A 19,817-nucleotide genomic window follows, 5' to 3' on the forward strand; every position below is an offset into this window, starting at 1 on the left:
CTGAAGATCGATCAAAAAAGGAATGAAACCCGCACTTTTTTTCGCTTGTACGGCCACTCCATTCCCAGCTTTCATGTAAGGGTCCTCACTCACCCAGGAAGCTCGCGATGCCCGCCCACGATTTCGTCAGCCCCGACAGCATCCGCGCGCGGTTCTCCGCCGCCATGTCGCTCATGTACAAGCAGGAAGTGCCCCTGTACGGCACGCTGCTCGAGCTGGTGAGCGAGATCAACCGCCAGGTCATGGCCGAGCAACCCAAGGTCGCCGAAGCCCTGCGCTGGACCGGCGAGATCGAGCGCCTCGACCAGGAGCGCCACGGCGCCATCCGCGTGGGCACCGCCGAAGAACTGGCCACCATCGCCCGCCTGTTCGCGGTGATGGGCATGGAGCCAGTCGGCTACTACGACCTGAGTTCGGCCGGCGTGCCAGTGCACTCCACCGCGTTCCGCGCGGTGCATGAGCAGTCGCTGCATATCAGCCCGTTCCGCGTGTTCACTTCATTGCTGCGCCTGGAACTGATCGACAACCCGAAACTGCGCGAGCTGGCGCAGGAAATCCTGGCCAAGCGGCAGATCTTCACCCCCCGTGTGCTGGAACTGATCGACCAGTGCGAGCGCGACGGCGGCCTGGGCGCGTCCGACGCCGACACCTTCGTCCAGGAAGCCCTGCACACCTTCCGCTGGCACCAGGACGCCACCGTCACCGCCGAGCAGTACCAGCAACTGCACGACCAGCACCGGCTGATCGCCGACGTGGTGGCGTTCAAGGGCCCGCACATAAATCACCTGACGCCACGTACCCTGGACATCGATGCGATCCAGCTCGGCATGCCGGCCAAGGGCATCCCGCCCAAGGCGGTGGTCGAAGGCCCGCCCACCCGCCGCCACCCGATCCTGCTGCGCCAGACCAGCTTCAAGGCGTTGCAGGAGAAGGTCGCCTTCAGCGATGCCCAAGGCAGCCATACCGCGCGCTTCGGCGAGATCGAGCAGCGTGGCGCGGCGCTGACGCCCAAGGGGCGGCACCTGTACGACCGCCTGCTCGATGCAACCCGCGCGGCCCTGGGCGGCGCGCCGGCCGAGGCCAATGCCGAACGCTACATGACGCTGCTCGCTCAGCACTTCTTGGAATTCCCGGATGACCTGGCGCAGATGCGCGAGCAAGGGCTGGCGTACTTCCGCTATTTCGCTACCGAAAAAGGGTTGGCGGCGCGCGGCCAGGCGGATCGCCCGACCACCCTGCAAGGGTTGATCGATGCCGGGCACGTGCATTACGAGGCATTGGTGTACGAGGACTTCCTGCCGGTGAGCGCGGCAGGGATCTTCCAGTCCAACCTGGGCGACGATGGGCAGGCGGAATACGGCAGCAATGCCAATCGGGAGGCGTTCGAGCAGGCGCTGGGGCTGACCGTGCAGGATGAGTTGGCGCTGTATGCGCAAAGTGAGCGCAGGTCGTTGCAGGCGTGTGCGCAGGCGTTGGACCTGGGGGCGATGTGAGGCCAGGTTCGCCGGCAAGCCGGCTCCTACAGGGCCCATCGTAGGAGCCGGCTTGCCGGCGAATGGGCTGCAACGCAGCCCCGATTTATCATCGCTGGACCCGGAACCGATCCACTTCCTGGCGCAACTGCCCCGCCAGCCCTTCCAGCTCCCGCGCCGTCATCGCCAGCTCATTGGCCACGTCACGCTGCTCGCTGTTGGCCTGGGCGATGCTCTGCAGGTTGCGGCTGAGCACCGTGGCGGTGCTGCTCTGCTCCTGGGTCGCGGTGCTGATGACGGTGAACTGCTCACCGGCAACCCGGCTCTGCTCGTCGATGCGCGCCAGCGCCTCGGCCACCTTGTCGTTGCGCGCCAAGCCTTCCTGCATCAGTTGGTTGCCCTGCTCCAGGGTGCTGATGGCATGGCCGGTCTGCTGCTGGATGCTGGCGATCATGCCGGAAATCTCATCGGTGGCCTGGCGGGTGCGCGCGGCCAAACCACGGACTTCATCGGCCACCACCGCGAAACCACGCCCCTGCTCACCGGCCCGGGCCGCTTCGATGGCGGCGTTCAGCGCCAGCAGGTTGGTCTGCTCGGCAATCGCGGTGATCACCCCGACGATGCCGCCGATTTCCTGCGAGCGCGCACCGAGCGTATCCATCACCGCCGCCGTGCCACCCAAGGCCTCGGCGATCTGCTTGAGCGAAGCCGAGGCTTCGTCCATGGCCGTGCGGCCGATGCGGGTCTGCTGGGCATTGTCGCGGGCCATGCGCTCGGTGCCGGCCATGTTGTCGGCGATGTTCATCGAGGTGGCGCTGAACTCCTCCACCGCGCCGGCCATGCTGGTGATCTCGCCGGACTGCTGGTCCATGCCTTCGCAGGCACCGGACGACAGCCCCGACAGCGAACGGGCGCGGCCGCTGACCTGATCGGAGGCACTGCGGATGTGCTCGACCATGGTCGCCAGGGCCTCGCCCATCTGGTTGAAACTGCGTGCCAGCTGGCCGATCTCGTCATGGCTGGTCACGCTCAGGCGGGCATTGAGGTCGCCCGCCCCCAGGGCTTCGGCCTGGCGCACCAGGTCGCCCAGCGGGCGCAGCTTGCGGCGCAGCAGCCAGAGCGTGGCGGCAACAGCCAGAAGCATCGCCAGCAGGCTGCCGATGGCCAGGCGCAGGCCGACGCTCCAGGTCACCTCGCGGATCTCTCCTTCAGGCATGCTCGCCACCACCGTCCAAGGGCCTTCGGCGAACGGCACGGCGACGCTGAACAGCTGCTCGCCGGCACTGGCCCAGAAGCGTCCCTGGCCTGGCTCGAAGCCCTTGAACACCTGGCCGTCAGCGTTGCCTGCCGCCGCCGGCGGCACCAACCACTTGCCCTGCTCGTCGAGCAGCGCCAGCGAGCCGGTCTGGCCGATGCGGAAGCGCTTGAGGTTGGCGAACTGGGCGTTTTGTGCGTCGGTGTAGTCGAAGCCGACGAACAGCACGGCGATCACCCGGCCGGCGCCGTCGCGCACCGGCACGTAGCGGGTCATGTAGTTGCGCTCGAACAGCACGGCGCGGCCGACGTAGGTCTGCCCAGCCATCAGCTTCGAATAGGCCGGGTGCTGGCGATCGAGCTGGGTGCCGATGGCACGGCTGCCGTCCTGCTTGGTCAGGCTGGTGCTGATGCGCACGAAGTCGTCGCCGCTGCGCACGAACAGGGTGGCGACCCCGGCAGTCATCTGCTGGAACTCGTCGACCTGCTGGAAATCGTTGTTCAGCAGGTGGTCGCCGAGGTACAGGGCCGGTGTCTGCGCGCCCGCTACGTTGACCGTCTCGCCCGCGTGCACCGCCAGGCCCGAGGCGAAACGTCGCTCGAACAGGCCACTCAGGCGTTGGGTGTTGTCCTTGAGCGACCCGTGGAAGGTGTCGAGCTGGTCGGCCAGCAGCCGCGCCTCGCTGGCCAGGTGCGCCTGGCGGGTGGTGAGGTTGGCGTCGTCCAGCGAACGCAGGGCGAACAGGGTACTGCCGGTGATCACCAACGCCAGCACGACGGCGAGGGCGACACCGAGTTGCGAGGCAATCCGGGCACGCGGTTGGGACATGGGAAGCTCCTGGCAAGAGGCCGGGATCATCCTGATCACGCTGACCACCCGCTTTCTGATCGACGGGAAATCGCGCCCTCTTCCGGGACGCTGGTGCCATTGGATCGGCGTCGCGGAGGAATACTTGAGTGTTGGGCCTGGGTATTCGCAAACCTTTGCGACCCTGTTCGCCGGCAAAGCCGGCTCCTACAGAGCGAGCGGCGTTCACAAAATCTGTGGGGCCAGCCTTGCTGGCGAACAGCTCAACGCTGTGCCGGCAGAATGTGCACTGCTGGCAGGTCCATCGCCACCGCCTCTTCCTGCAAAAAAGCACTCAGCCGCCGCAACCGCTCGCCGCCCGGCCGGGTCCTGGGCCACACCAGGTAGTAATCCATGCCACTGGCCACGGCTGTCGGCCACGGCAGGCTCAGGCGCCGCTGGGCGACATCCTCGGCCACCATCAGCAGGTCACCCATCGAGATGCCATAGCCCCGTGCGGCGGCAATCATGCCCAGTTCCAGGGTGTCGAACACCTGCCCACCCTTGAGCGACACCTTGTCGGTCAGGCCCATGCGCGCCAGCCAGGCGCGCCAGTCACGTTTATCGGGGGTCGGGTGCAGCAGTTCCATGCCGGCCAGGCGCCGCTCGTCCCAGGGCGCCTCATCGAGCAGGTCCGGCGCGCCCACCGGAATCAGCAGTTCGGAGAACAGCCGACGCACTTCCCAATCCGCCGGGAAGTTGCCGTCACTGAGTAGCACCGCACAGTCGAACGGTTCCTGATTGAAGTCCACATGATCGACGTCCATCCAGGCGCTGGTCAGTTGCACCTCGTTGCCCGGCTGCAGGTGCCGGAAGCGGCTCAGGCGCGCCAGCAACCAGCGCATGGTAAGGGTGGACGGCGCCTTCATGCGCAGGATGTCGTCCTCCCCGCGCAAGGCGTCGCAGGCTCGCTCCAGGGCGGCGAAGCCATCGCGCACGCCGGGCAGCAGCATCCGCGCCGCCTCGGTCAGCTGCAAGCTGCGGCCGCTGCGCACAAACAGGCGGCAGGCAAAGTGCTCCTCAAGGGTACGGATATGCCGGCTGACAGCGCTCTGGGTGATCGACAGCTCTTCACCGGCGCGGGTGAAGGAACTCAGCCGGGCCGCGGCTTCGAATGCGCGCAACGCATAAAGCGGAGGGAGCTGGCGAGACATGGCGCACCTGTCATGCGGGGCCGAGAAGGCAATGCCAGATCATACAGGCATGAGTCAGACTCATGGCAATGATCGCTTTTATCCTTTTGTGCAAAGCTGACCGAAGCCTCAGAATCGACCCTTCGCTCAACAGGATCATCAAGAAGGATCGCCCCATGCATGTCGCGCCCACCACCGAACTCAAGGCTCTGCTGCGCCTGGCCGGGCCCCTGATCGCCTCGCAGCTGGCGCACATGCTGATGGTGCTGACCGACACCCTGATGATGGCCCGCATCAGCCCGCAGGCCCTGGCCGGTGGCGGCCTGGGCGCGGCGAGCTACTCGTTCGTGTCGATCTTCTGCCTGGGGGTGATCGCCGCAGTCGGCACCCTGGTGGCGATCCGCAAGGGCGCCAACGACATCGAGGGCGCCACGCGCCTGGCGCAGAGCGGCCTGTGGCTGGCCTGGGGCCTGGCGATCGTCTCGGCGCTGGTGCTGTGGAACCTCAAGCCCGCGCTGCTGCTGTTCGGCCAGAAGCCGGAGAACGTCGACTCGGCCATGCAGTTCCTCACCCTGCTGCCGCTGGCCCTGCCCAGCTACATGACCTTCATGGCGCTACGCGGCTTCACCAGCGCCCTGGGCCGCTCGACGCCGGTGATGGTCATCAGCCTGGCCGGCACGGTGCTCAACTACCTGCTCAACCACGCGCTCATCGAAGGCATGTTCGGCCTGCCCAAGCTGGGCCTGATGGGCATCGGCCTGGTCACCGCGCTGGTGTCGCTGGGCATGGCCGTGTCCCTGGCGCTGTATATCCGCTGGCACAAGGCCTATGACCAATACCCGCTGTGCAAGGGGCTGTCGCGGCCTTCGCTGCCAGCGCTGCGCGAGCTGTGGCGCCTGGGCCTGCCGATCGGCGGCACCTACATGGTCGAGGTCGGGCTGTTCGCCTTCGCCGCCTTGTGCATGGGTGTGCTCGGCAGCACGCAGTTGGCGGCGCACCAGATCGCCCTGCAGATCGTCTCGACCGCGTTCATGGTCCCGACGGGGCTTTCGTACGCCGTGACCATGCGCGTCGGCCTGTACTACGGCGCCGGCAACCTGCTTGCGGCACGCAGCGCCGGACGGGTTGGGATCGGTTTCGGGGCGTCGCTGATGCTCGGCTTCGCCGTGTTGTTCCTGGTGCTGCCGAACGAACTGGTGGCCTTGCTGGTGAATCGCCACGACCCGGCCTTCGCGCCGATCTTCCAGTTGGCGGTGCAACTGGTGATGGTAGCGGCGTGGTTCGAGCTGTTCGATGGCGTGCAGACCATCGCCATGGGCTCGATCCGGGGCTTGAAGGACGCCCGCACCACCTTCCTGATCGGCGCGGTGTGCTACTGGCTGGTGGGGGCGCCGTGCGCGTGGCTGTTCGCCTTCACCTTGGGCGGCGGCGCGCCAGGCATCTGGTGGGGGCTGGCGTTGGGGTTGGCCTGCGCATCGGTGGCGCTGACGTTCGGCTTCGAGTGGCGGATGAAGCGAATGATCGGCAAGACGGGGGCTACCGCGAAAACAGCCGTCGCCGCACACCTGTAGGAGCGGCTTCAGCCGCGATAGGGGCATCGCGGTGCCTGGATCGCGGCTAACGCCGCTCCTACAGGATGTCCAGCAGGCGGGGTTGCTGTGACTGCGACAGGTACTCGATCAATGCCGCCACCGGCAATGGCCGGCTGACCAGGAAACCCTGCACCTGGTCGCAGCCGAACGCCCGCAACAATGCCATCTGCTCCTCGCTCTCCACGCCCTCGGCCACCACCTCCAGGTTGAGGTTGTGCGCCAGGTTGATCATCGCGTGCACCAGCTTGCGGTTCTCTTCGCGCTGCTCCATGCCACCGACGAAGCTGCGATCCACCTTGAGCAGGGTGATCGGCAGGCTGTTCAGGTGCACGAACGAGGAGAAACCGGTGCCGAAGTCGTCCAGCGAGAAGCGCACGCCCAGGCGCCCCAGCGCGTCCATGGTCTGGCGCACCAGTTCGTTGCGGCGCATCACCGCGGTTTCGGTCAGTTCGAATTCCAGCCAGCGCGCATCGACGCCATGCTCGACGATCAGCCGGCTCAGGGTGGCCAGCAGCTGGCTGTCCTGGAACTGGCGGAAGCTCAGGTTGACCGCCATGTGCAGCGGCGCCAGGCCGCGTTCGCGCAGGGCCTGCATGTCGCTCAGGGCGCGGGAGATCACCCAGTAGCCCAGCGGCACGATCAGGCCGCTCTGCTCGGCCAGCGGGACGAACTCGCTGGGGGCCAGCAGGCCACGCTCGGGGTGGTTCCAGCGCACCAGCGCCTCGAGGCCGACAATGTGCCCGTCAGTGAGGTTCAGGCGCGGCTGGTAGTGCAGCTCCAGTTCGTCGCGGCGCAGCGCGCGGCGCAGTTCGCTTTCCAGGTCGGCTAGGCTGCGGGCGTTGCGGTTGATGCGCTCGTTGAACACGTGGAAGGTGCAGCCCTGGCTGCCCTTGGCCTGGCGCATGGCGATGTGCGCGTGCCACATCAACGGGTCGGCGCCCGCCTGGGCGCGGGCATGGGCGATGCCCAGGCTGCAGCCGAGCAACAGGCTCTCGCCATCGATCCAGTAGGGTTCGGTCAGGGCTTCTACAATGCGCTCGGCCATCCACTCGGCGCGGTTGGGGTCGCGACGGGTATCGATCAACAGGGCGAACTCGTCGCTGCCCAGCCGTGCCAGCTGGTCACCGGCGGCCAGCTGCGCCTTCAACCGCGCCACCACCTGCAGGATCAGGCGATCGCCACCTTGATGACCCAGGGCATCGTTGACGTGGCGGAAGTTGTCCAGGTCGAGGTGGCCAAGGGCAAGGCCACGTCCGTCGTTCTCCGCCAGCCGCGCCGTGAGCAAGGCCTGGAAGCCTTGCCGATTGGCGATGCCGGTCAGCGGGTCCTGCTCGGCCAGGCGCTGCAGGGTGGCGACCAGCACACCGCGCTCACGCACATGGCGCAAGGAGCGGCGCAGGGCATCGCTGCTCAGTTGTGCCAGCACCAGCCAGTCGCTGACCCCCACCGGCGTAGTGGCCGGTTCCTGCTCGAGCAGCAGTATGGTCGGCAGATCGCAGCGCCCCGGCGCCGGCTGCAGTGCGGGGGTGGCCAGCACCACGGCTTGGCGATCGTTGGCGAACAGGCTGTCGACCGCCGCCCAGTTGGGCGCGGTCAGCAGCACCACTGTACCGTCCAGCGGCTGCAGGCACTCGCGCAGACGCGCGGCCCATTCCGGCTCATCGGCCAACAGCAGCAAACGCAGAGGTTCGGCAGGCGTGGACAAGCGGGCTCCTTAGACGTGGCGGTGAATCGACGGGCGCGGCGTATCCTACAGCATCCAAGTGAAAATGATTTTCACTTTTAGTCATGACCATTCCCTGGCCGCAAACCCGACGTATTTTGACGTGCATCCTGCGCGAAACCCGCGCAACCAGCAAACAGGATTTCGGGGATTTGCGAAAGGATCGGCAACCACCGGCGGCGAACAGGCCGCGAGAAAACATTGACTCACACGTCAGACGGTCACGCCACAACCACGCGAGGCCTGTTAGAATGCGCGGCTATTTTCTGGCGACCCCCGGTTTCTAGCATGTCCCGACTCAATCCCCGGCAACAGGAAGCCCGTGACTACGTCGGCGGCCCTCTTTTGGTGCTTGCCGGTGCAGGCTCGGGCAAGACCAGCGTGATCACGCGCAAGATTGCCCACCTCATCCAGAACTGCGGCATCCGCGCCCAGTACATCGTGGCGATGACCTTCACCAACAAGGCCGCGCGCGAGATGAAGGAACGGGTCGGCACCCTGCTGCGTCCGGGGGAAGGCCGGGGCCTGACGGTATGCACCTTCCACAACCTGGGGCTGAACATCATCCGCAAGGAGCACGAGCGCCTGGGCTACAAGCCCGGCTTCTCGATCTTCGACGAGTCCGACATCAAGGCGCTGCTGTCGGACATCATGCAGAAGGAATACTCCGGCGACGACGGCATCGACGAGATCAAGAACATGATCGGTGCCTGGAAGAACGACCTGATCCTGCCACCTGAAGCCCTGGAAAAGGCGCGCAACCCGCGCGAGCAGACCGCCGCCATCGTCTACACCCACTACCAGCGCACGCTCAAGGCGTTCAACGCGGTGGACTTCGATGACCTGATCCTGCAACCGGTCAAGCTGTTCCAGGAGCACCCTGAGGTGCTTGAACGCTGGCAGAACCGCGTGCGCTACCTGCTGGTGGACGAATACCAGGACACCAACGCCAGCCAGTACCTGCTGGTGAAGATGCTGATCGGCATGCGCAACCAGTTCACCGTGGTGGGCGACGACGACCAGTCGATCTACGCCTGGCGCGGCGCCCGCCCGGAAAACCTGATGCTGCTCAAGGAGGACTACCCCTCCCTGAAGATCGTCATGCTCGAGCAGAACTACCGCTCCACCAGCCGCATCCTGCGCTGCGCCAACGTGCTCATCGCCAACAACCCGCATGCCTTCGAAAAGCAGCTGTGGAGCGAGATGGGCGTGGGCGACGAGATCCGCGTGATCCGCTGCAAGAACGAGGAAGCCGAGGCCGAGCGCGTGGCCATGGAAATCCTCACCCTGCACCTGCGCACCAACCGCCCGTACAGCGACTTCGCCATCCTCTACCGGGGCAACTACCAGGCCAAGCTGATCGAACTTAAGCTGCAGCACCACCAGGTGCCGTATCGCCTCTCGGGCGGCAACAGCTTCTTCGGCCGCCAGGAGGTCAAGGACCTGATGGCCTACCTGCGCCTGCTGGTGAACCCGGACGACGACAACGCCTACCTGCGGGTGATCAACGTGCCGCGCCGCGAAATCGGCTCGACCACCCTGGAAAAGCTCGGCAACTATTCCACCGAGCGCGGCATCTCGATGTACGCCGCCAGCGAGGAGATGGGCCTGGGCGAGCACCTGGACGCCCGCTACACCGAGCGCCTGCAACGCTTCAAGCACTGGCTCGACGGGGTACGCCACAAGGTTGCCCTGGACGACCCGATCGCCGCGCTGCACGAGATGATCCGCGACATCGACTACGAGAACTGGATCCGCCAGCAGACTGCCAGCGACAAGGCTGCGGAGTTCCGCATCAGCAACGTCTGGTTCCTCGTCGAAGCGCTGAAGAACACCCTCGAGAAGGACGAAGAGGGTGACATGACCATCGAGGACGCCATCGGCAAGCTGGTGCTGCGCGACATGCTCGAGCGCCAGCAGGAAGAGGAAGAGAACGCCGAGGGCGTGCAGATGATGACCCTGCACGCCTCCAAGGGCCTGGAATTCCCCTACGTGTTCATCATGGGCATGGAGGAGGAAATCCTCCCCCACCGCTCGAGCATCGAGGCCGACACCATCGAAGAGGAACGCCGCCTGGCCTACGTGGGCATCACCCGCGCGCGCCAGACCCTGGCCTTCACCTTCGCCGCCAAGCGCAAGCAGTACGGCGAGATCATCGACTGCACGCCCAGCCGGTTCCTCGACGAACTGCCGCCGGACGACCTGGCCTGGGAAGGCCTGGACGATGCGCCCGTGGAAGTGAAAGCCGCGCGCGGCAACAACGCCCTGGCCGATATCCGGGCAATGCTCAAACGCTGACCAACCATTACTCTTTAACTTTGCCGCTGTTTGCGGCCACCTTTGTTACATCGGAGATACACAGTGGAAGCACTGCAGCAGAAGATTCGCGAAGAAGGCATCGTGCTTTCCGATCAGGTCCTGAAAGTCGATGCGTTTCTCAACCACCAGATCGACCCGGCGCTGATGCAACTGATCGGTGACGAGTTCGCCCGCCTGTTCGCCGACTCCGGTGTGACCAAGATCGTCACCATCGAAGCCTCGGGCATCGCCCCGGCGGTGATGACCGGCCTGAAGCTCGGCGTGCCGGTGATCTTCGCCCGCAAGCACCAGTCGCTGACCCTGACCGAGAACCTGCTGACCGCCTCGGTGTACTCCTTCACCAAGCAGACCGAGAACACCGTGGCCATCTCGCCGCGCCACCTCAACAGCAGCGACCGCGTGCTGGTGATCGACGACTTCCTGGCCAACGGCAAGGCTTCGCAGGCGCTGATCTCGATCATCAAGCAGGCCGGCGCCACCGTGGCGGGCCTGGGCATCGTCATCGAGAAATCGTTCCAGGGCGGCCGCGCCGAGCTGGACAGCCAGGGTTACCGCGTCGAGTCGCTGGCCCGGGTCAAGTCGCTGGAAGGCGGTGTAGTCACCTTCATCGATTAAAAGCCTTGCGCGTACCCTGTAGGAGCGGCCTTGTGCCGCGAAAGGGCTGCGTAGCAGCCCCATGAGCAACGATCGCCGGGGCCGCTTTGCGGCCCTTTCGCGGCACAAGGCCGCTCCTACAGGGGGCCAGGACAGCCCCGTTCATCGGGTCGCCGCCAACCCTGCCAGCAACAACCGCTGGTACAGCTCCTCCTTCAGCCCCTGCGGCTCCGCCAGCCCCATGCGCGCCAATTGCGCCGCATAGGCTTCGGGTGCCGGTGCATCCAGCGCCGCCTTGCCCAGCTCCAGCACCTCACTCAACTTGAACTTGCGCTTGAGCCAGTTCAGCGCCCGCAGCAGGTCGCGCTCTTCAGCCGTGAAATCGCTGCCCAGTGGATACTCCGGGAACAACCGTGGATGCCGTGCGCGAATAGCCTCCAGGCGCTCGGGCGTGTTGTCGGTGTAACGCACATCCAGCTTGAAGTCCTTGGCCAGCTTGCCCGCTGCCTTGGCCTGCTCCATCAACTCGCCCTGGAACCGTGAATCGCTGATCGCCAGCAACCGCGCGATCACCTCGCTGTCGGTCTGACCACGCAGGTCGGCGATGCCGTACTCGGTCACCACGATGTCGCGCAGGTGACGAGGGATGGTGCAGTGGCCGTAGGTCCAGAACAGGTTCGAGGTAACCTCACCGCCCGCCTCGCGCCAGCTGCGCAGCAGCAGGATCGAGCGTCCGCCCTCCAACGCATGGCCCTGGGCGACGAAGTTGTACTGCCCGCCGACACCGCTCAGCACACGCCCGTCCTCCAGCTGGTCAGCCACCCCGGCACCCAGCAGGGTCATGCCGAACACCGTGTTGATGAAGCGGGCGTCACGGCGCTGGCGGCGCTTGAGGCCTTCCTGGCCGTAGAGCTCGTTGATGAAGCTGATGGCTGTCATGGCGAAACGCGCGCGCTGTTCCAGCGGCATCTCGCGCAAGCGCTGGTAGAAGGCCCGAGGACCGAGGAAGAAGCCGCCATGGATCAGCACGCCCTGCTCGTCCGCCGGGCGGCGCACCACACCAGCCTCGGCCAGGGCCAGCAGGCCGTTGACGAACATCTCGCTGCAGCCATACAGCCCCTGGGCGAACGTATCCAGCCCCCCTTCCCGCTCGATCAGCGCTTGCCACGGGCCGACATCCAGCTCATCGAGCAGCGCACGATAGCCTGCGTTGTCGCCCTGGCGCGCCAGCAGTGCCGCCGCCACGGCGTCGCCCATGGCGCCGATGCCGATCTGCAGGGTGCCGCCGTCGCGCGCCAGGGTGCTGGCGTGCAGGCCGATGCAATGGTCCTGGGTGTTCACCGGCATGTTCGGTGTGGAGAACAGGCGGCGTTGTTCTGGCGGGTCGATCAACAGGTCGAACTGCTCCAGGCCAAGCTCCGAATCACCGGGCATGTAGGGCAGTTCATCGTGGACCTGCCCTAGCATCAGGATGGTTTCGCCGGCAGCCCGGCGCCGCGCGATCATCGGCAGCAGGTCGAGGGTGATGTCAGGGTTGCAGGCCAGGCTCAGGTGGTCAGGACGCTCGGGCGTGGCCGCCACAAGTTGGGCAATCAGGTTCAGGCCCTTGGCATTGATGTCGCGGGCGGCATGACTGTAGTTGCTGCTGATGTAGTCCTGCTGCGCGGTGTCACTGTGCAGCAGGCTGCCGGGCTGCATGAAGAACTGCTCGACGCGGATGTTCGGCGGCAGTTGGTCATTGCGCAGGTCGGCGAGGTAGGTGAGCTCTTCGTAGTCGGCGAATACGCGCTCGACGAAGGGTTCTAGGAAGCGCCGCTGCAGGCCGTCGCCCAGGGGTGGACGGCCGAGGGACAGAGCGGTGTAGATCGTCAGATGCCGCTCAGGCAGCTCGCGCACCCGAGCGTAGAGGGCGTTGACGAAGGCGTTAGGCTTGCCCAGGCCCAGGGGCAGGCCCATGTGGATATGGCGAGGCAGGCGACTCAGGACCTCGTCCACTGCCTGGTCGATGGGACAGCGCTGCATCGGGGCCTCCGGGGAGATCTGCGGGTTCAGGGGTTGGACATGAACCTTAGACCATTGGTTGCCTGGGCCGGCCCTTTCGCCGGCAAGCCGGCTCCTACCTGTGGCAGCCCACAAAACAAAGCCCGCCATGAAAGGCGGGCTTTGCTGGAATCAGGCTTGGCTCACAGGCCGGACATTTTCTTGATCGCACCCTTCAGGTCATCATCCGAGCAGTCCGCGCAGGTGCCCTTGGGTGGCATGGCGTTGATCCCGGTGATGGCCTTGGCCAGGATGCCGTCGAGGCCGCCCTGGTGGTCGGCGCGCTCTTTCCAGGCCGCGGTGTCGCCGATCTTCGGCGCGCCCAGCAGGCCGCTGCCATGGCATGCATTGCAGTGCTTGGCGATGATGTCGTCCGGTGTCTTGGCACCACCGCCACCTGCTGTGGCGACCACTTCCATGCCCTTGCACTCCTGGCCCTGGACGCACACCTGGCCTACCGGTGCCAGGCGCTTGGCGATTTCATCGTTGGTCGTAGCGTTTGCATTGATTGCCCAAAGGGCGAAAACGGCTGCTGGTATGGCCAGCATCTTCTTGATTTGGTTCACGCGAACACCCTCATGGTGGCTAATCACGCCCGCGGCCACGGAATTGCGAGCGTTGAAAAGTATAGCGGCACTCCTGGAAGCGTGGAACGACCACACTCGGGGAAAGGGTATTGGCGAATCAATGCACTGCGCTGGATCAAAAGTTCGACGGGGTCGCCGCGCTGATCAGCCGTGCCGGTTCCGCGAACGGGTTGCGGAAACGATGCGGGCGGGTGCTTTCGAAGTAGTAGCTGTCGCCGGCTTCGAGTATGAACGTCTCGGTACCGACCACCAGTTCCAGGCGGCCTTCGAGCAGGATGCCGGTTTCCTCGCCGTCGTGGGTGAGCATCTCTTCACCGGTATCGGCCCCGGGCGGATACACCTCGTTGAGGAAGGCGATGGCCCGATTGGGATGCGACTTGCCCACCAGTTTCATGGTCACTGCACCGTCGGAGATGTCGATCAGCTCATGGGCCTTGTAGACGATCTGGGTCGGGCTCTCGGGCGCCAGCTCGACCGAGAAGAATTCGACCATGGACATGGGGATGCCGCTGAGCACCTTGCGCAGGGAGCTGATCGAAGGGCTCACGCTGTTCTTCTCGATCATCGAGATGGTGCTGTTGGTCACGCCCGCGCGCTTGGCGAGTTCGCGCTGGGACAAGCCCTTGAGCTTGCGGATGGCTTGCAGTCGTTCACCGACGTCCAAAGCGTGGGCCTCCAGAAACGGTCGAGGTGGGGGAAGTGTGAACGATATGATGGCAATGCCGTTCAGTATTTACAACACACCGCCCCGCAGCCTGTCCGCTTCGGCGCCTTATTCGCCGATATAGTCCAGCGGCACGCGCTTGAGATTGCAGAAGATCTGGTACGGAATGGTCCCGGCCTGCATCGCCACGTCGCTGGCCAGCACCTGCTTGCCCCACAGCTCGACCGGGCTGCCGACGGTGGCCTCGGGCACCTCGGTGAGGTCGACGCAGAGCATGTCCATCGACACCCGGCCGATCAGCTGGGTGCGCTTGCCGGCCACCACCACCGGTGTACCGGTGGGTGCCTGGCGGGGGTAGCCATCGGCATACCCCATGGCGACCACGCCCACGCGAGTCGGGCGCGGGCTGATGAACCTGGCGCCATAGCCCACCGGCTCGCCGGCCGGCAGTTCGCGCACGCTGATGATGCGTGATTGCAGGGTCATCACTGGCTGCAGGCGGGCCGCTTCGGCCTGCTCCACCTCGAAGGGCGTGGCGCCATACAGCATGATGCCCGGGCGCACCCAGTCGCTCTTGATGCTCGGCCAGCCCAGCACCGCTGGCGAATTGCGCAGGCTGCACTCGGCGCTCAGGCCCTGGCGGGTCGCCTCGAACACCGCGACCTGCTGCTCGGTGGCGGCAGCGTCGAGTTCGTCGGCGCGGGCGAAGTGGCTCATCAGCACGATGCGCGACACCTTGCCGCTGGCCAGCAGGCGCTGGTAGGCGTCCTGGTAGTCCTTCGGATGCACGCCGACCCGGTGCATGCCGGTGTCCATCTTCAGCCAGATGGTCAGCGGCTTGCGCACGGTCGTTTTTTCCAGAGCCTCCAGCTGCCACAGCGAATGCACCACGCACCACAGGTCGTGCTCGGCGATCAGCGCCAGCTCGCTGGCCTCGAAGAAGCCCTCGAGCAACAGCACCGGCGCCTTGATACCCGCCGCGCGCAGCTCCAGCGCCTCCTCGATGCAGGCCACGGCGAAGCCGTCGGCTTCGGTCTCCAGGGCCAGGGCGCAACGCACCGCGCCATGGCCGTAGGCGTCGGCCTTGACCACGGCGAGGGCCTTGGCGCCGGTCAGTTCACGGGCCAGGCGGTAGTTGTGACGGAGGGCTTGGAGGTCGATCAGGGCACGGGCGGGACGCATGGCGGCAGCCTTCTGGCAGTTCTGGTTATCGGTAAAGCCCCGGCACGGCAGATGGGGGTAGGTACCCACCGCGCCGGGGTGAGGGAACAGTGTTGATTGCTTCGCGGCTGAAGCCGCTCCTACAGGGTTTTGTGCTCATCCCCGTAGGAGCGGCTTCAGCCGCGAAGAGGCCGGTACAGGCGTCTTATTGCTGATGGACCGGCGCGCTCTGCCCATGCTTGGCAACCTCGCGGCTGTTGCCATAACGCGAGATATCCAGGCCTTCGGCGCTGATCTGCGGCTTCTTGCGCGCGATCAGGTCCGCCAGCAGGCGGCCGGAACCGCAGGCCATGGTCCAACCCAGGGTGCCGTGACCAGTATTGAGGAACAAGTTACGGAACGCGGTGGCACCAACGATCGGGGTGCCGTCCGGGGTGGCCGGGCGCAGGCCGGTCCAGAAGCTGGCCTGGCTCAGGTCGCCGCCGCGAGGATAAAGGTCGTTGACGATCATCTCCAGCGTTTCGCGCCGACGCGGGTTGAGCGAGAGGTCAAAACCGGCGATCTCAGCCATGCCGCCGACGCGGATGCGGTTGTCGAAACGAGTGATGGCGACCTTGTAGGTCTCGTCCAGGATGGTCGAGGTCGGCGCCATGTCGCCGTTGGTGATCGGCACGGTCAGCGAATAACCCTTGAGCGGGTACACCGGCGCCTTGATGCCCAGCGGCTTGAGCATCTGCGGCGAGTAGCTGCCCAGGGCCAGCACGTAGCGGTCGGCGGTTTCCAGCTTGCCGTCGATCCACACGCCGTTGATGCGGTCACCGGCGAAGTCCAGGCGCTGGATATCCTGGCCGAAGCGGAACTCGACGCCCAGCTTGATGGCCATGTCGGCGAGCTTGGTGGTGAACATCTGGCAGTCGCCAGTCTGGTCGTTAGGCAGGCGCAGCGCACCGGCGAGGATACCTTTCACGCTGTCCAGGGCCGGTTCGACGCGGGCGATGCCATCGCGGTCGAGCAACTCGTAAGGCACGCCGGACTGCTCCAGCACGGCGATGTCCTTGGCCGCGGCATCCAGTTGCGCCTGGGTGCGGAACAGCTGGGTGGTGCCCAGGCTACGGCTTTCATAGGCGATGCCGGTTTCGGCACGCAACTCGTCGAGGCAGTCGCGGCTGTACTCGGACAGGCGCACCATGCGCTCCTTGTTCACCGCATAACGGCTGGCGGTGCAGTTGCGCAGCATCTGCGCCATCCACAGGTACTGGTCGACGTCGCCGGTCAGCTTGATGGCGAGGGGCGCATGGCGCTCGAGCAGCCACTTGATGGCTTTCAGCGGCACGCCCGGGGCGGCCCAGGGCGAGGCATAGCCGGGCGAGATCTGGCCTGCGTTGGCGAAGCTGGTTTCCATGGCCACCGCCGGTTGACGATCGACCACCGTGACCTCGAAACCTTGCCGGGCCAGATAGTAGGCACTGGCGGTACCAATCACACCGCTACCAAGTACCAGAACTCGCATTGTGTATCCCTCGCACGCGGCTTGCCGCAGACTTTTGTTGATATGGCATGGATGCGCGCAGTATAAGAATCTCCGACCAGTGCTATTCACTATATAAGCGCCTATATTTGGCGAGAATTCTCGGCAATATCGCCTTTGACGGAGGGGCATCCCCTATGAGAACCCAGCACCAGAGCAAACGTGAGCTGGACAAGATCGACCGCAACATCCTGCGGATCCTGCAGAATGACGGCCGCATCTCCTTCACCGAACTGGGCGAGAAGGTCGGGCTGTCCACCACCCCCTGCACCGAGCGTGTGCGCCGCCTGGAGCGCGAGGGGATCATCATGGGCTACAACGCCCGCCTCAACCCGCAGCATCTCAAGGGCAGCCTGCTGGTGTTCGTCGAGATCAGCCTGGACTACAAGTCCGGCGACACTTTCGAGGAGTTCCGCCGCGCGGTGCTCAAGCTGCCCCACGTGCTGGAGTGCCACCTGGTGTCGGGCGACTTCGACTACCTGGTGAAGGCGCGGATTTCGGAGATGGCGTCGTACCGCAAGCTGCTCGGCGACATCCTGCTCAAGCTGCCGCATGTGCGCGAGTCGAAGAGCTACATCGTGATGGAAGAGGTGAAGGAGAGCCTGTGCCTACCGATTCCGGACTGAAGCGTCAGACCAGCACCTGACGGGTCGTGGCGATGAACTGGTGGACCAGCTGCTCGGCCTCGGGCTCGATCGGCTGCGCCGGGCCACGGCCACGGGGGCAGGCCAGGCGCGGAGTGGTACCGAACAGGCGGCAGATCATCGGGCGCTCTTCGTAGACCGTGCAGCCGTTGGGGCCCAGGTGCACGCAGTCCAGGCGCTCCAGGGCGGCCTCCTGCTCGGCCTGGGTCTTGCGCGGCAGGCGGGCCATTTCTTCAGCGGACGTAGTGACCGGGCCGCAGCAGTCGTGGCAGCCGGGCTCGCACTCGAACGAGGGAATGAGTTCACGCAGGAAGTGGATCTTGTGGCGGTTGCAGGACATGGCGGCGCATCAGGAAGAATTGGGTGGATTATAGGCCCATTCGCCGACAGCTCAGCCCCTTGTAGGAGCCGGCTTGCCGGCGAACCGGCCATTTGCCTATCCTCCCCCTTTCGCCTCAACCCAGGAATCGACCCATGGTCCACAGCGCGCAGCACGCCGCCTCCTACTACGCCGCCAGCAGCGCGCCACACCCCGACCACGCCTTCCTGCAAGGCGAGCACAGCGCCGACGTGTGCATCGTCGGCGGCGGCTACTCAGGCCTGAACACCGCCATCGAGCTGGCCGAGCGCGGCCTTTCGGTGATCCTCCTCGAAGCCCGCAAGCTCGGCTGGGGCGCCAGCGGACGCAATGGCGGACAACTGATCCGCGGCGTCGGCCACGGCCTGGAGCAGTTCCTCCCGGTGATCGGTGAGGACGGCGTGCGCAGCCTCAAACTGATGGGCCTGGAAGCGGTGGAAATCGTCCGCGACCGTGTCGAGCGCCACGGCATCGACTGCGACCTGGCCTGGGGCTACTGCGACCTGGCCAACAAGCCCGGCGAGCTGGCAGGCTTCGCCGAAGAAGCCGAAGCCCTGCGCAGCCTGGGCTACCGCCACGAACTACGCCTGGTACAGCCCGGCGACGTGCATTCGGTAGTGGGTTCAGACCGCTATGTCGGCGGCCTGGTCGACATGGGCTCGGGCCACCTGCACCCACTCAACCTGGCGCTGGGTGAGGCCGCCGTGGCCAGCCGCCTGGGCGTGCGCCTGTTCGAGCAGTCGGAAGTCACCCGCATCGAGTACGGCCCGGAAGTGAAGGTGCACACCGCGCAAGGCCGGGTGCGCGCCAAGACCCTGGTGCTGTGCTGCAACGCCTACCACAACGACCTCAACCGCGAGCTGGGTGGCAAGGTGCTGCCCGCCGGCAGCTACATCATTGCCACCGAGCCGCTGGGCGAGGAACGCGCGCGCCAGTTGCTGCCGCAGAACATGGCGGTGTGCGACCAGCGTGTGGCCCTGGACTACTACCGCCTGTCCGCCGACCACCGCCTGCTGTTCGGCGGTGCCTGCCACTATTCCGGACGCGACCCGAAGGACATCGCCGCCTACATGCGGCCGAAGATGCTCAAGGTGTTCCCGCAACTGGCCGACGTGCGCATCGACTACCAGTGGGGCGGCATGATTGGCATCGGCGCTAATCGCCTGCCGCAGATCGGCCGCCTCACCGGCCAGCCCAACATCTATTACGCCCAGGCTTACGCCGGCCATGGCGTCAACGCCACCCACTTGGCCGGGCGTCTGCTCGGTGAGGCTATCAGTGGCCAGCAGGCCGGGCGCTTCGATCTGTTCGCCAAGGTGCCGCATACCACCTTCCCTGGCGGCAAGCTGCTGCGTTCACCCTTACTGGCGCTGGGGATGCTCTGGTATCGGCTCAAAGAGTTGGCCTGAGTTTTCGCTGTCTGTAGGAGCGGCTTTAGCCGCGAAGCAGGCGACACAGGGGTTGTCACCGGCTACGCCGGTGATCGCGGCTAAAGCCGCTCCTACAGAGATCGTGCCGGTTTGAAACGTCTGGGCAGGCCGGAGCAACAGCAAACTCACTCCCGCCAGAACGGCTTGCAACCCTCCTCCCGGGCCTGCTCAAAGGTCAGCCCGATGTCACGCAAGTGGCGGGCATCCAGCTCCAACAGGGCCTTGCGAGTGCGCCAGCGATGCAGCATCAGGCCCCAGCGCCCCAGGCCTGTGGACGGGTTGTAGACCTTGGTACGCTCCCCCACCTCCAGTTCCTTGGCCAACAGTTGCACGCGCACATCACTCAAGCCGCTCATCGCTGCGATCTCCCGATCAGTGGTTACCGTGGAGAAAGCATGCGCGTTCACACCGTCGACAATACAGACTCAAACGCGGCTTATTATTCCCATACAGAATTGGCGGAAAGCGGGC

The 19,817-nt window shown here is 65.5% G+C and carries 16 protein-coding genes and 1 pseudogene; 6 read left to right on the forward strand and 11 right to left on the reverse strand.

Annotated features, from left to right (window positions below):
* Positions 1 to 107 precede the first annotated feature (107 nt).
* Entirely contained in the window at positions 108 to 1,493 is a 1,386-nt protein-coding gene (hglS, locus tag NGM28_RS08940; RefSeq protein WP_252089814.1) for a 2-oxoadipate dioxygenase/decarboxylase HglS, read from the forward strand.
* 88 nt (positions 1,494 to 1,581) lie between these two features.
* Here the strand turns inward: hglS and NGM28_RS28935 are convergent, their stop codons facing one another.
* From NGM28_RS28935 to NGM28_RS08950, 3 genes and pseudogenes are all read right to left on the reverse strand, one after another.
* Positions 1,582 to 2,451, reverse strand: a complete 870-nt coding sequence (locus tag NGM28_RS28935) for a methyl-accepting chemotaxis protein (RefSeq protein ID WP_430624228.1) — start codon at positions 2,449 to 2,451, stop codon at positions 1,582 to 1,584.
* Positions 2,449 to 3,585: pseudogene (locus NGM28_RS28940) on the reverse strand (Cache 3/Cache 2 fusion domain-containing protein); the annotation flags it as partial. The gene NGM28_RS28935 and the pseudogene NGM28_RS28940, both read right to left, overlap by 3 nt.
* A 212-nt stretch (positions 3,586 to 3,797) precedes the next feature.
* Positions 3,798 to 4,727, reverse strand: a complete 930-nt coding sequence (locus NGM28_RS08950) for a LysR substrate-binding domain-containing protein (RefSeq protein ID WP_011536377.1) — start codon at positions 4,725 to 4,727, stop codon at positions 3,798 to 3,800.
* A 155-nt stretch (positions 4,728 to 4,882) separates the two neighbouring features.
* Here NGM28_RS08950 and NGM28_RS08955 point away from each other — a divergent pair, with 155 nt between their 5' ends.
* Positions 4,883 to 6,277 (forward strand): NorM family multidrug efflux MATE transporter, encoded by a 1,395-nt coding sequence (locus tag NGM28_RS08955; protein ID WP_252089817.1) that lies wholly within the window; start codon positions 4,883 to 4,885, stop codon positions 6,275 to 6,277.
* 58 nt (positions 6,278 to 6,335) lie between these two features.
* Here NGM28_RS08955 and NGM28_RS08960 read toward each other — a convergent pair whose 3' ends face one another.
* Positions 6,336 to 8,003 carry a putative bifunctional diguanylate cyclase/phosphodiesterase gene (locus NGM28_RS08960; RefSeq protein WP_240066697.1) on the reverse strand — a complete coding sequence of 556 codons (1,668 nt, stop codon included), beginning with the start codon at positions 8,001 to 8,003 and terminating at the stop codon, positions 6,336 to 6,338.
* Between the two features lie 306 nt (positions 8,004 to 8,309).
* Between NGM28_RS08960 and rep the strand changes: the two genes are divergently transcribed.
* Positions 8,310 to 10,319: a DNA helicase Rep gene (gene rep, locus NGM28_RS08965; protein WP_213658888.1), complete on the forward strand. Its 2,010-nt coding sequence runs from the start codon at positions 8,310 to 8,312 to the stop codon at positions 10,317 to 10,319.
* A gap of 63 nt (positions 10,320 to 10,382) precedes the next feature.
* A complete protein-coding gene (xpt, locus tag NGM28_RS08970) occupies positions 10,383 to 10,955 on the forward strand; it encodes a xanthine phosphoribosyltransferase (protein ID WP_070093858.1) in 573 nt (190 codons plus the stop codon).
* Positions 10,956 to 11,096: 141 nt separating this feature from the next.
* Here the strand turns inward: xpt and NGM28_RS08975 are convergent, their stop codons facing one another.
* From NGM28_RS08975 to dadA, 5 genes are all read right to left on the reverse strand, one after another.
* Positions 11,097 to 12,956, reverse strand: a complete 1,860-nt coding sequence (locus NGM28_RS08975; RefSeq protein WP_252089818.1) for an acetyl-CoA hydrolase/transferase C-terminal domain-containing protein — start codon at positions 12,954 to 12,956, stop codon at positions 11,097 to 11,099.
* 161 nt (positions 12,957 to 13,117) lie between these two features.
* Positions 13,118 to 13,522, reverse strand: a complete 405-nt coding sequence (locus NGM28_RS08980) for a c-type cytochrome (RefSeq protein ID WP_240066729.1) — start codon at positions 13,520 to 13,522, stop codon at positions 13,118 to 13,120.
* 154 nt (positions 13,523 to 13,676) lie between these two features.
* A complete protein-coding gene (locus NGM28_RS08985; protein ID WP_240066699.1) occupies positions 13,677 to 14,225 on the reverse strand; it encodes a cupin domain-containing protein in 549 nt (182 codons plus the stop codon).
* 108 nt (positions 14,226 to 14,333) lie between these two features.
* Complete coding sequence (gene alr / locus NGM28_RS08990) at positions 14,334 to 15,407, reverse strand: alanine racemase (protein ID WP_240066700.1); 1,074 nt, start codon at positions 15,405 to 15,407, stop codon at positions 14,334 to 14,336.
* Positions 15,408 to 15,591: 184 nt separating this feature from the next.
* Positions 15,592 to 16,896, reverse strand: a complete 1,305-nt coding sequence (gene dadA / locus NGM28_RS08995) for a D-amino acid dehydrogenase (protein ID WP_240066701.1) — start codon at positions 16,894 to 16,896, stop codon at positions 15,592 to 15,594.
* A 155-nt stretch (positions 16,897 to 17,051) separates the two neighbouring features.
* Here dadA and dadR point away from each other — a divergent pair, with 155 nt between their 5' ends.
* The gene (dadR, locus tag NGM28_RS09000) at positions 17,052 to 17,540 is read left to right on the forward strand and encodes a transcriptional regulator DadR (RefSeq protein ID WP_003258963.1); all 489 of its coding nucleotides are present in this window, start codon (positions 17,052 to 17,054) and stop codon (positions 17,538 to 17,540) included.
* A 4-nt stretch (positions 17,541 to 17,544) separates the two neighbouring features.
* Here dadR and NGM28_RS09005 read toward each other — a convergent pair whose 3' ends face one another.
* A complete protein-coding gene (locus NGM28_RS09005) occupies positions 17,545 to 17,898 on the reverse strand; it encodes a YkgJ family cysteine cluster protein (RefSeq protein ID WP_240066702.1) in 354 nt (117 codons plus the stop codon).
* Positions 17,899 to 18,032: 134 nt separating this feature from the next.
* Here NGM28_RS09005 and NGM28_RS09010 point away from each other — a divergent pair, with 134 nt between their 5' ends.
* On the forward strand, positions 18,033 to 19,325 hold the full coding sequence (locus NGM28_RS09010; protein ID WP_252089820.1) for an NAD(P)/FAD-dependent oxidoreductase: 1,293 nt from the start codon (positions 18,033 to 18,035) through the stop codon (positions 19,323 to 19,325).
* Between the two features lie 146 nt (positions 19,326 to 19,471).
* Here NGM28_RS09010 and NGM28_RS09015 read toward each other — a convergent pair whose 3' ends face one another.
* Positions 19,472 to 19,702 (reverse strand): DUF1127 domain-containing protein, encoded by a 231-nt coding sequence (locus NGM28_RS09015; RefSeq protein ID WP_252089822.1) that lies wholly within the window; start codon positions 19,700 to 19,702, stop codon positions 19,472 to 19,474.
* Between the last annotated feature and the right edge of the window lie 115 nt (positions 19,703 to 19,817).

The organism is Pseudomonas sp. MWU13-3659 (assembly GCF_023757525.1).
Taxonomy (GTDB): Bacteria; Pseudomonadota; Gammaproteobacteria; order Pseudomonadales; family Pseudomonadaceae; genus Aquipseudomonas; species Aquipseudomonas entomophila_E.

Excerpts from the sequence above, each read along its gene's own strand:
- alr (WP_240066700.1), bottom strand. The coding sequence starts at position 15,407 with ATGCGTCCCGCCCGTGCCCTGATCGACCTCCAAGCCCTCCGTCACAAC.
- NGM28_RS08980 (WP_240066729.1), bottom strand. The coding sequence starts at position 13,522 with ATGCTGGCCATACCAGCAGCCGTTTTCGCCCTTTGGGCAATCAATGCA.
- rep (WP_213658888.1), top strand. The coding sequence starts at position 8,310 with ATGTCCCGACTCAATCCCCGGCAACAGGAAGCCCGTGACTACGTCGGC.
- NGM28_RS09010 (WP_252089820.1), top strand. The coding sequence starts at position 18,033 with ATGGTCCACAGCGCGCAGCACGCCGCCTCCTACTACGCCGCCAGCAGC.
- NGM28_RS09015 (WP_252089822.1), bottom strand. The coding sequence starts at position 19,702 with ATGAGCGGCTTGAGTGATGTGCGCGTGCAACTGTTGGCCAAGGAACTG.
- dadR (WP_003258963.1), top strand. The coding sequence starts at position 17,052 with ATGAGAACCCAGCACCAGAGCAAACGTGAGCTGGACAAGATCGACCGC.
- NGM28_RS08950 (WP_011536377.1), bottom strand. The coding sequence starts at position 4,727 with ATGTCTCGCCAGCTCCCTCCGCTTTATGCGTTGCGCGCATTCGAAGCC.
- NGM28_RS08975 (WP_252089818.1), bottom strand. The coding sequence starts at position 12,956 with ATGCAGCGCTGTCCCATCGACCAGGCAGTGGACGAGGTCCTGAGTCGC.
- hglS (WP_252089814.1), top strand. The coding sequence starts at position 108 with ATGCCCGCCCACGATTTCGTCAGCCCCGACAGCATCCGCGCGCGGTTC.
- NGM28_RS08955 (WP_252089817.1), top strand. The coding sequence starts at position 4,883 with ATGCATGTCGCGCCCACCACCGAACTCAAGGCTCTGCTGCGCCTGGCC.
- dadA (WP_240066701.1), bottom strand. The coding sequence starts at position 16,896 with ATGCGAGTTCTGGTACTTGGTAGCGGTGTGATTGGTACCGCCAGTGCC.
- NGM28_RS28935 (WP_430624228.1), bottom strand. The coding sequence starts at position 2,451 with ATGGGCGAGGCCCTGGCGACCATGGTCGAGCACATCCGCAGTGCCTCC.
- NGM28_RS09005 (WP_240066702.1), bottom strand. The coding sequence starts at position 17,898 with ATGTCCTGCAACCGCCACAAGATCCACTTCCTGCGTGAACTCATTCCC.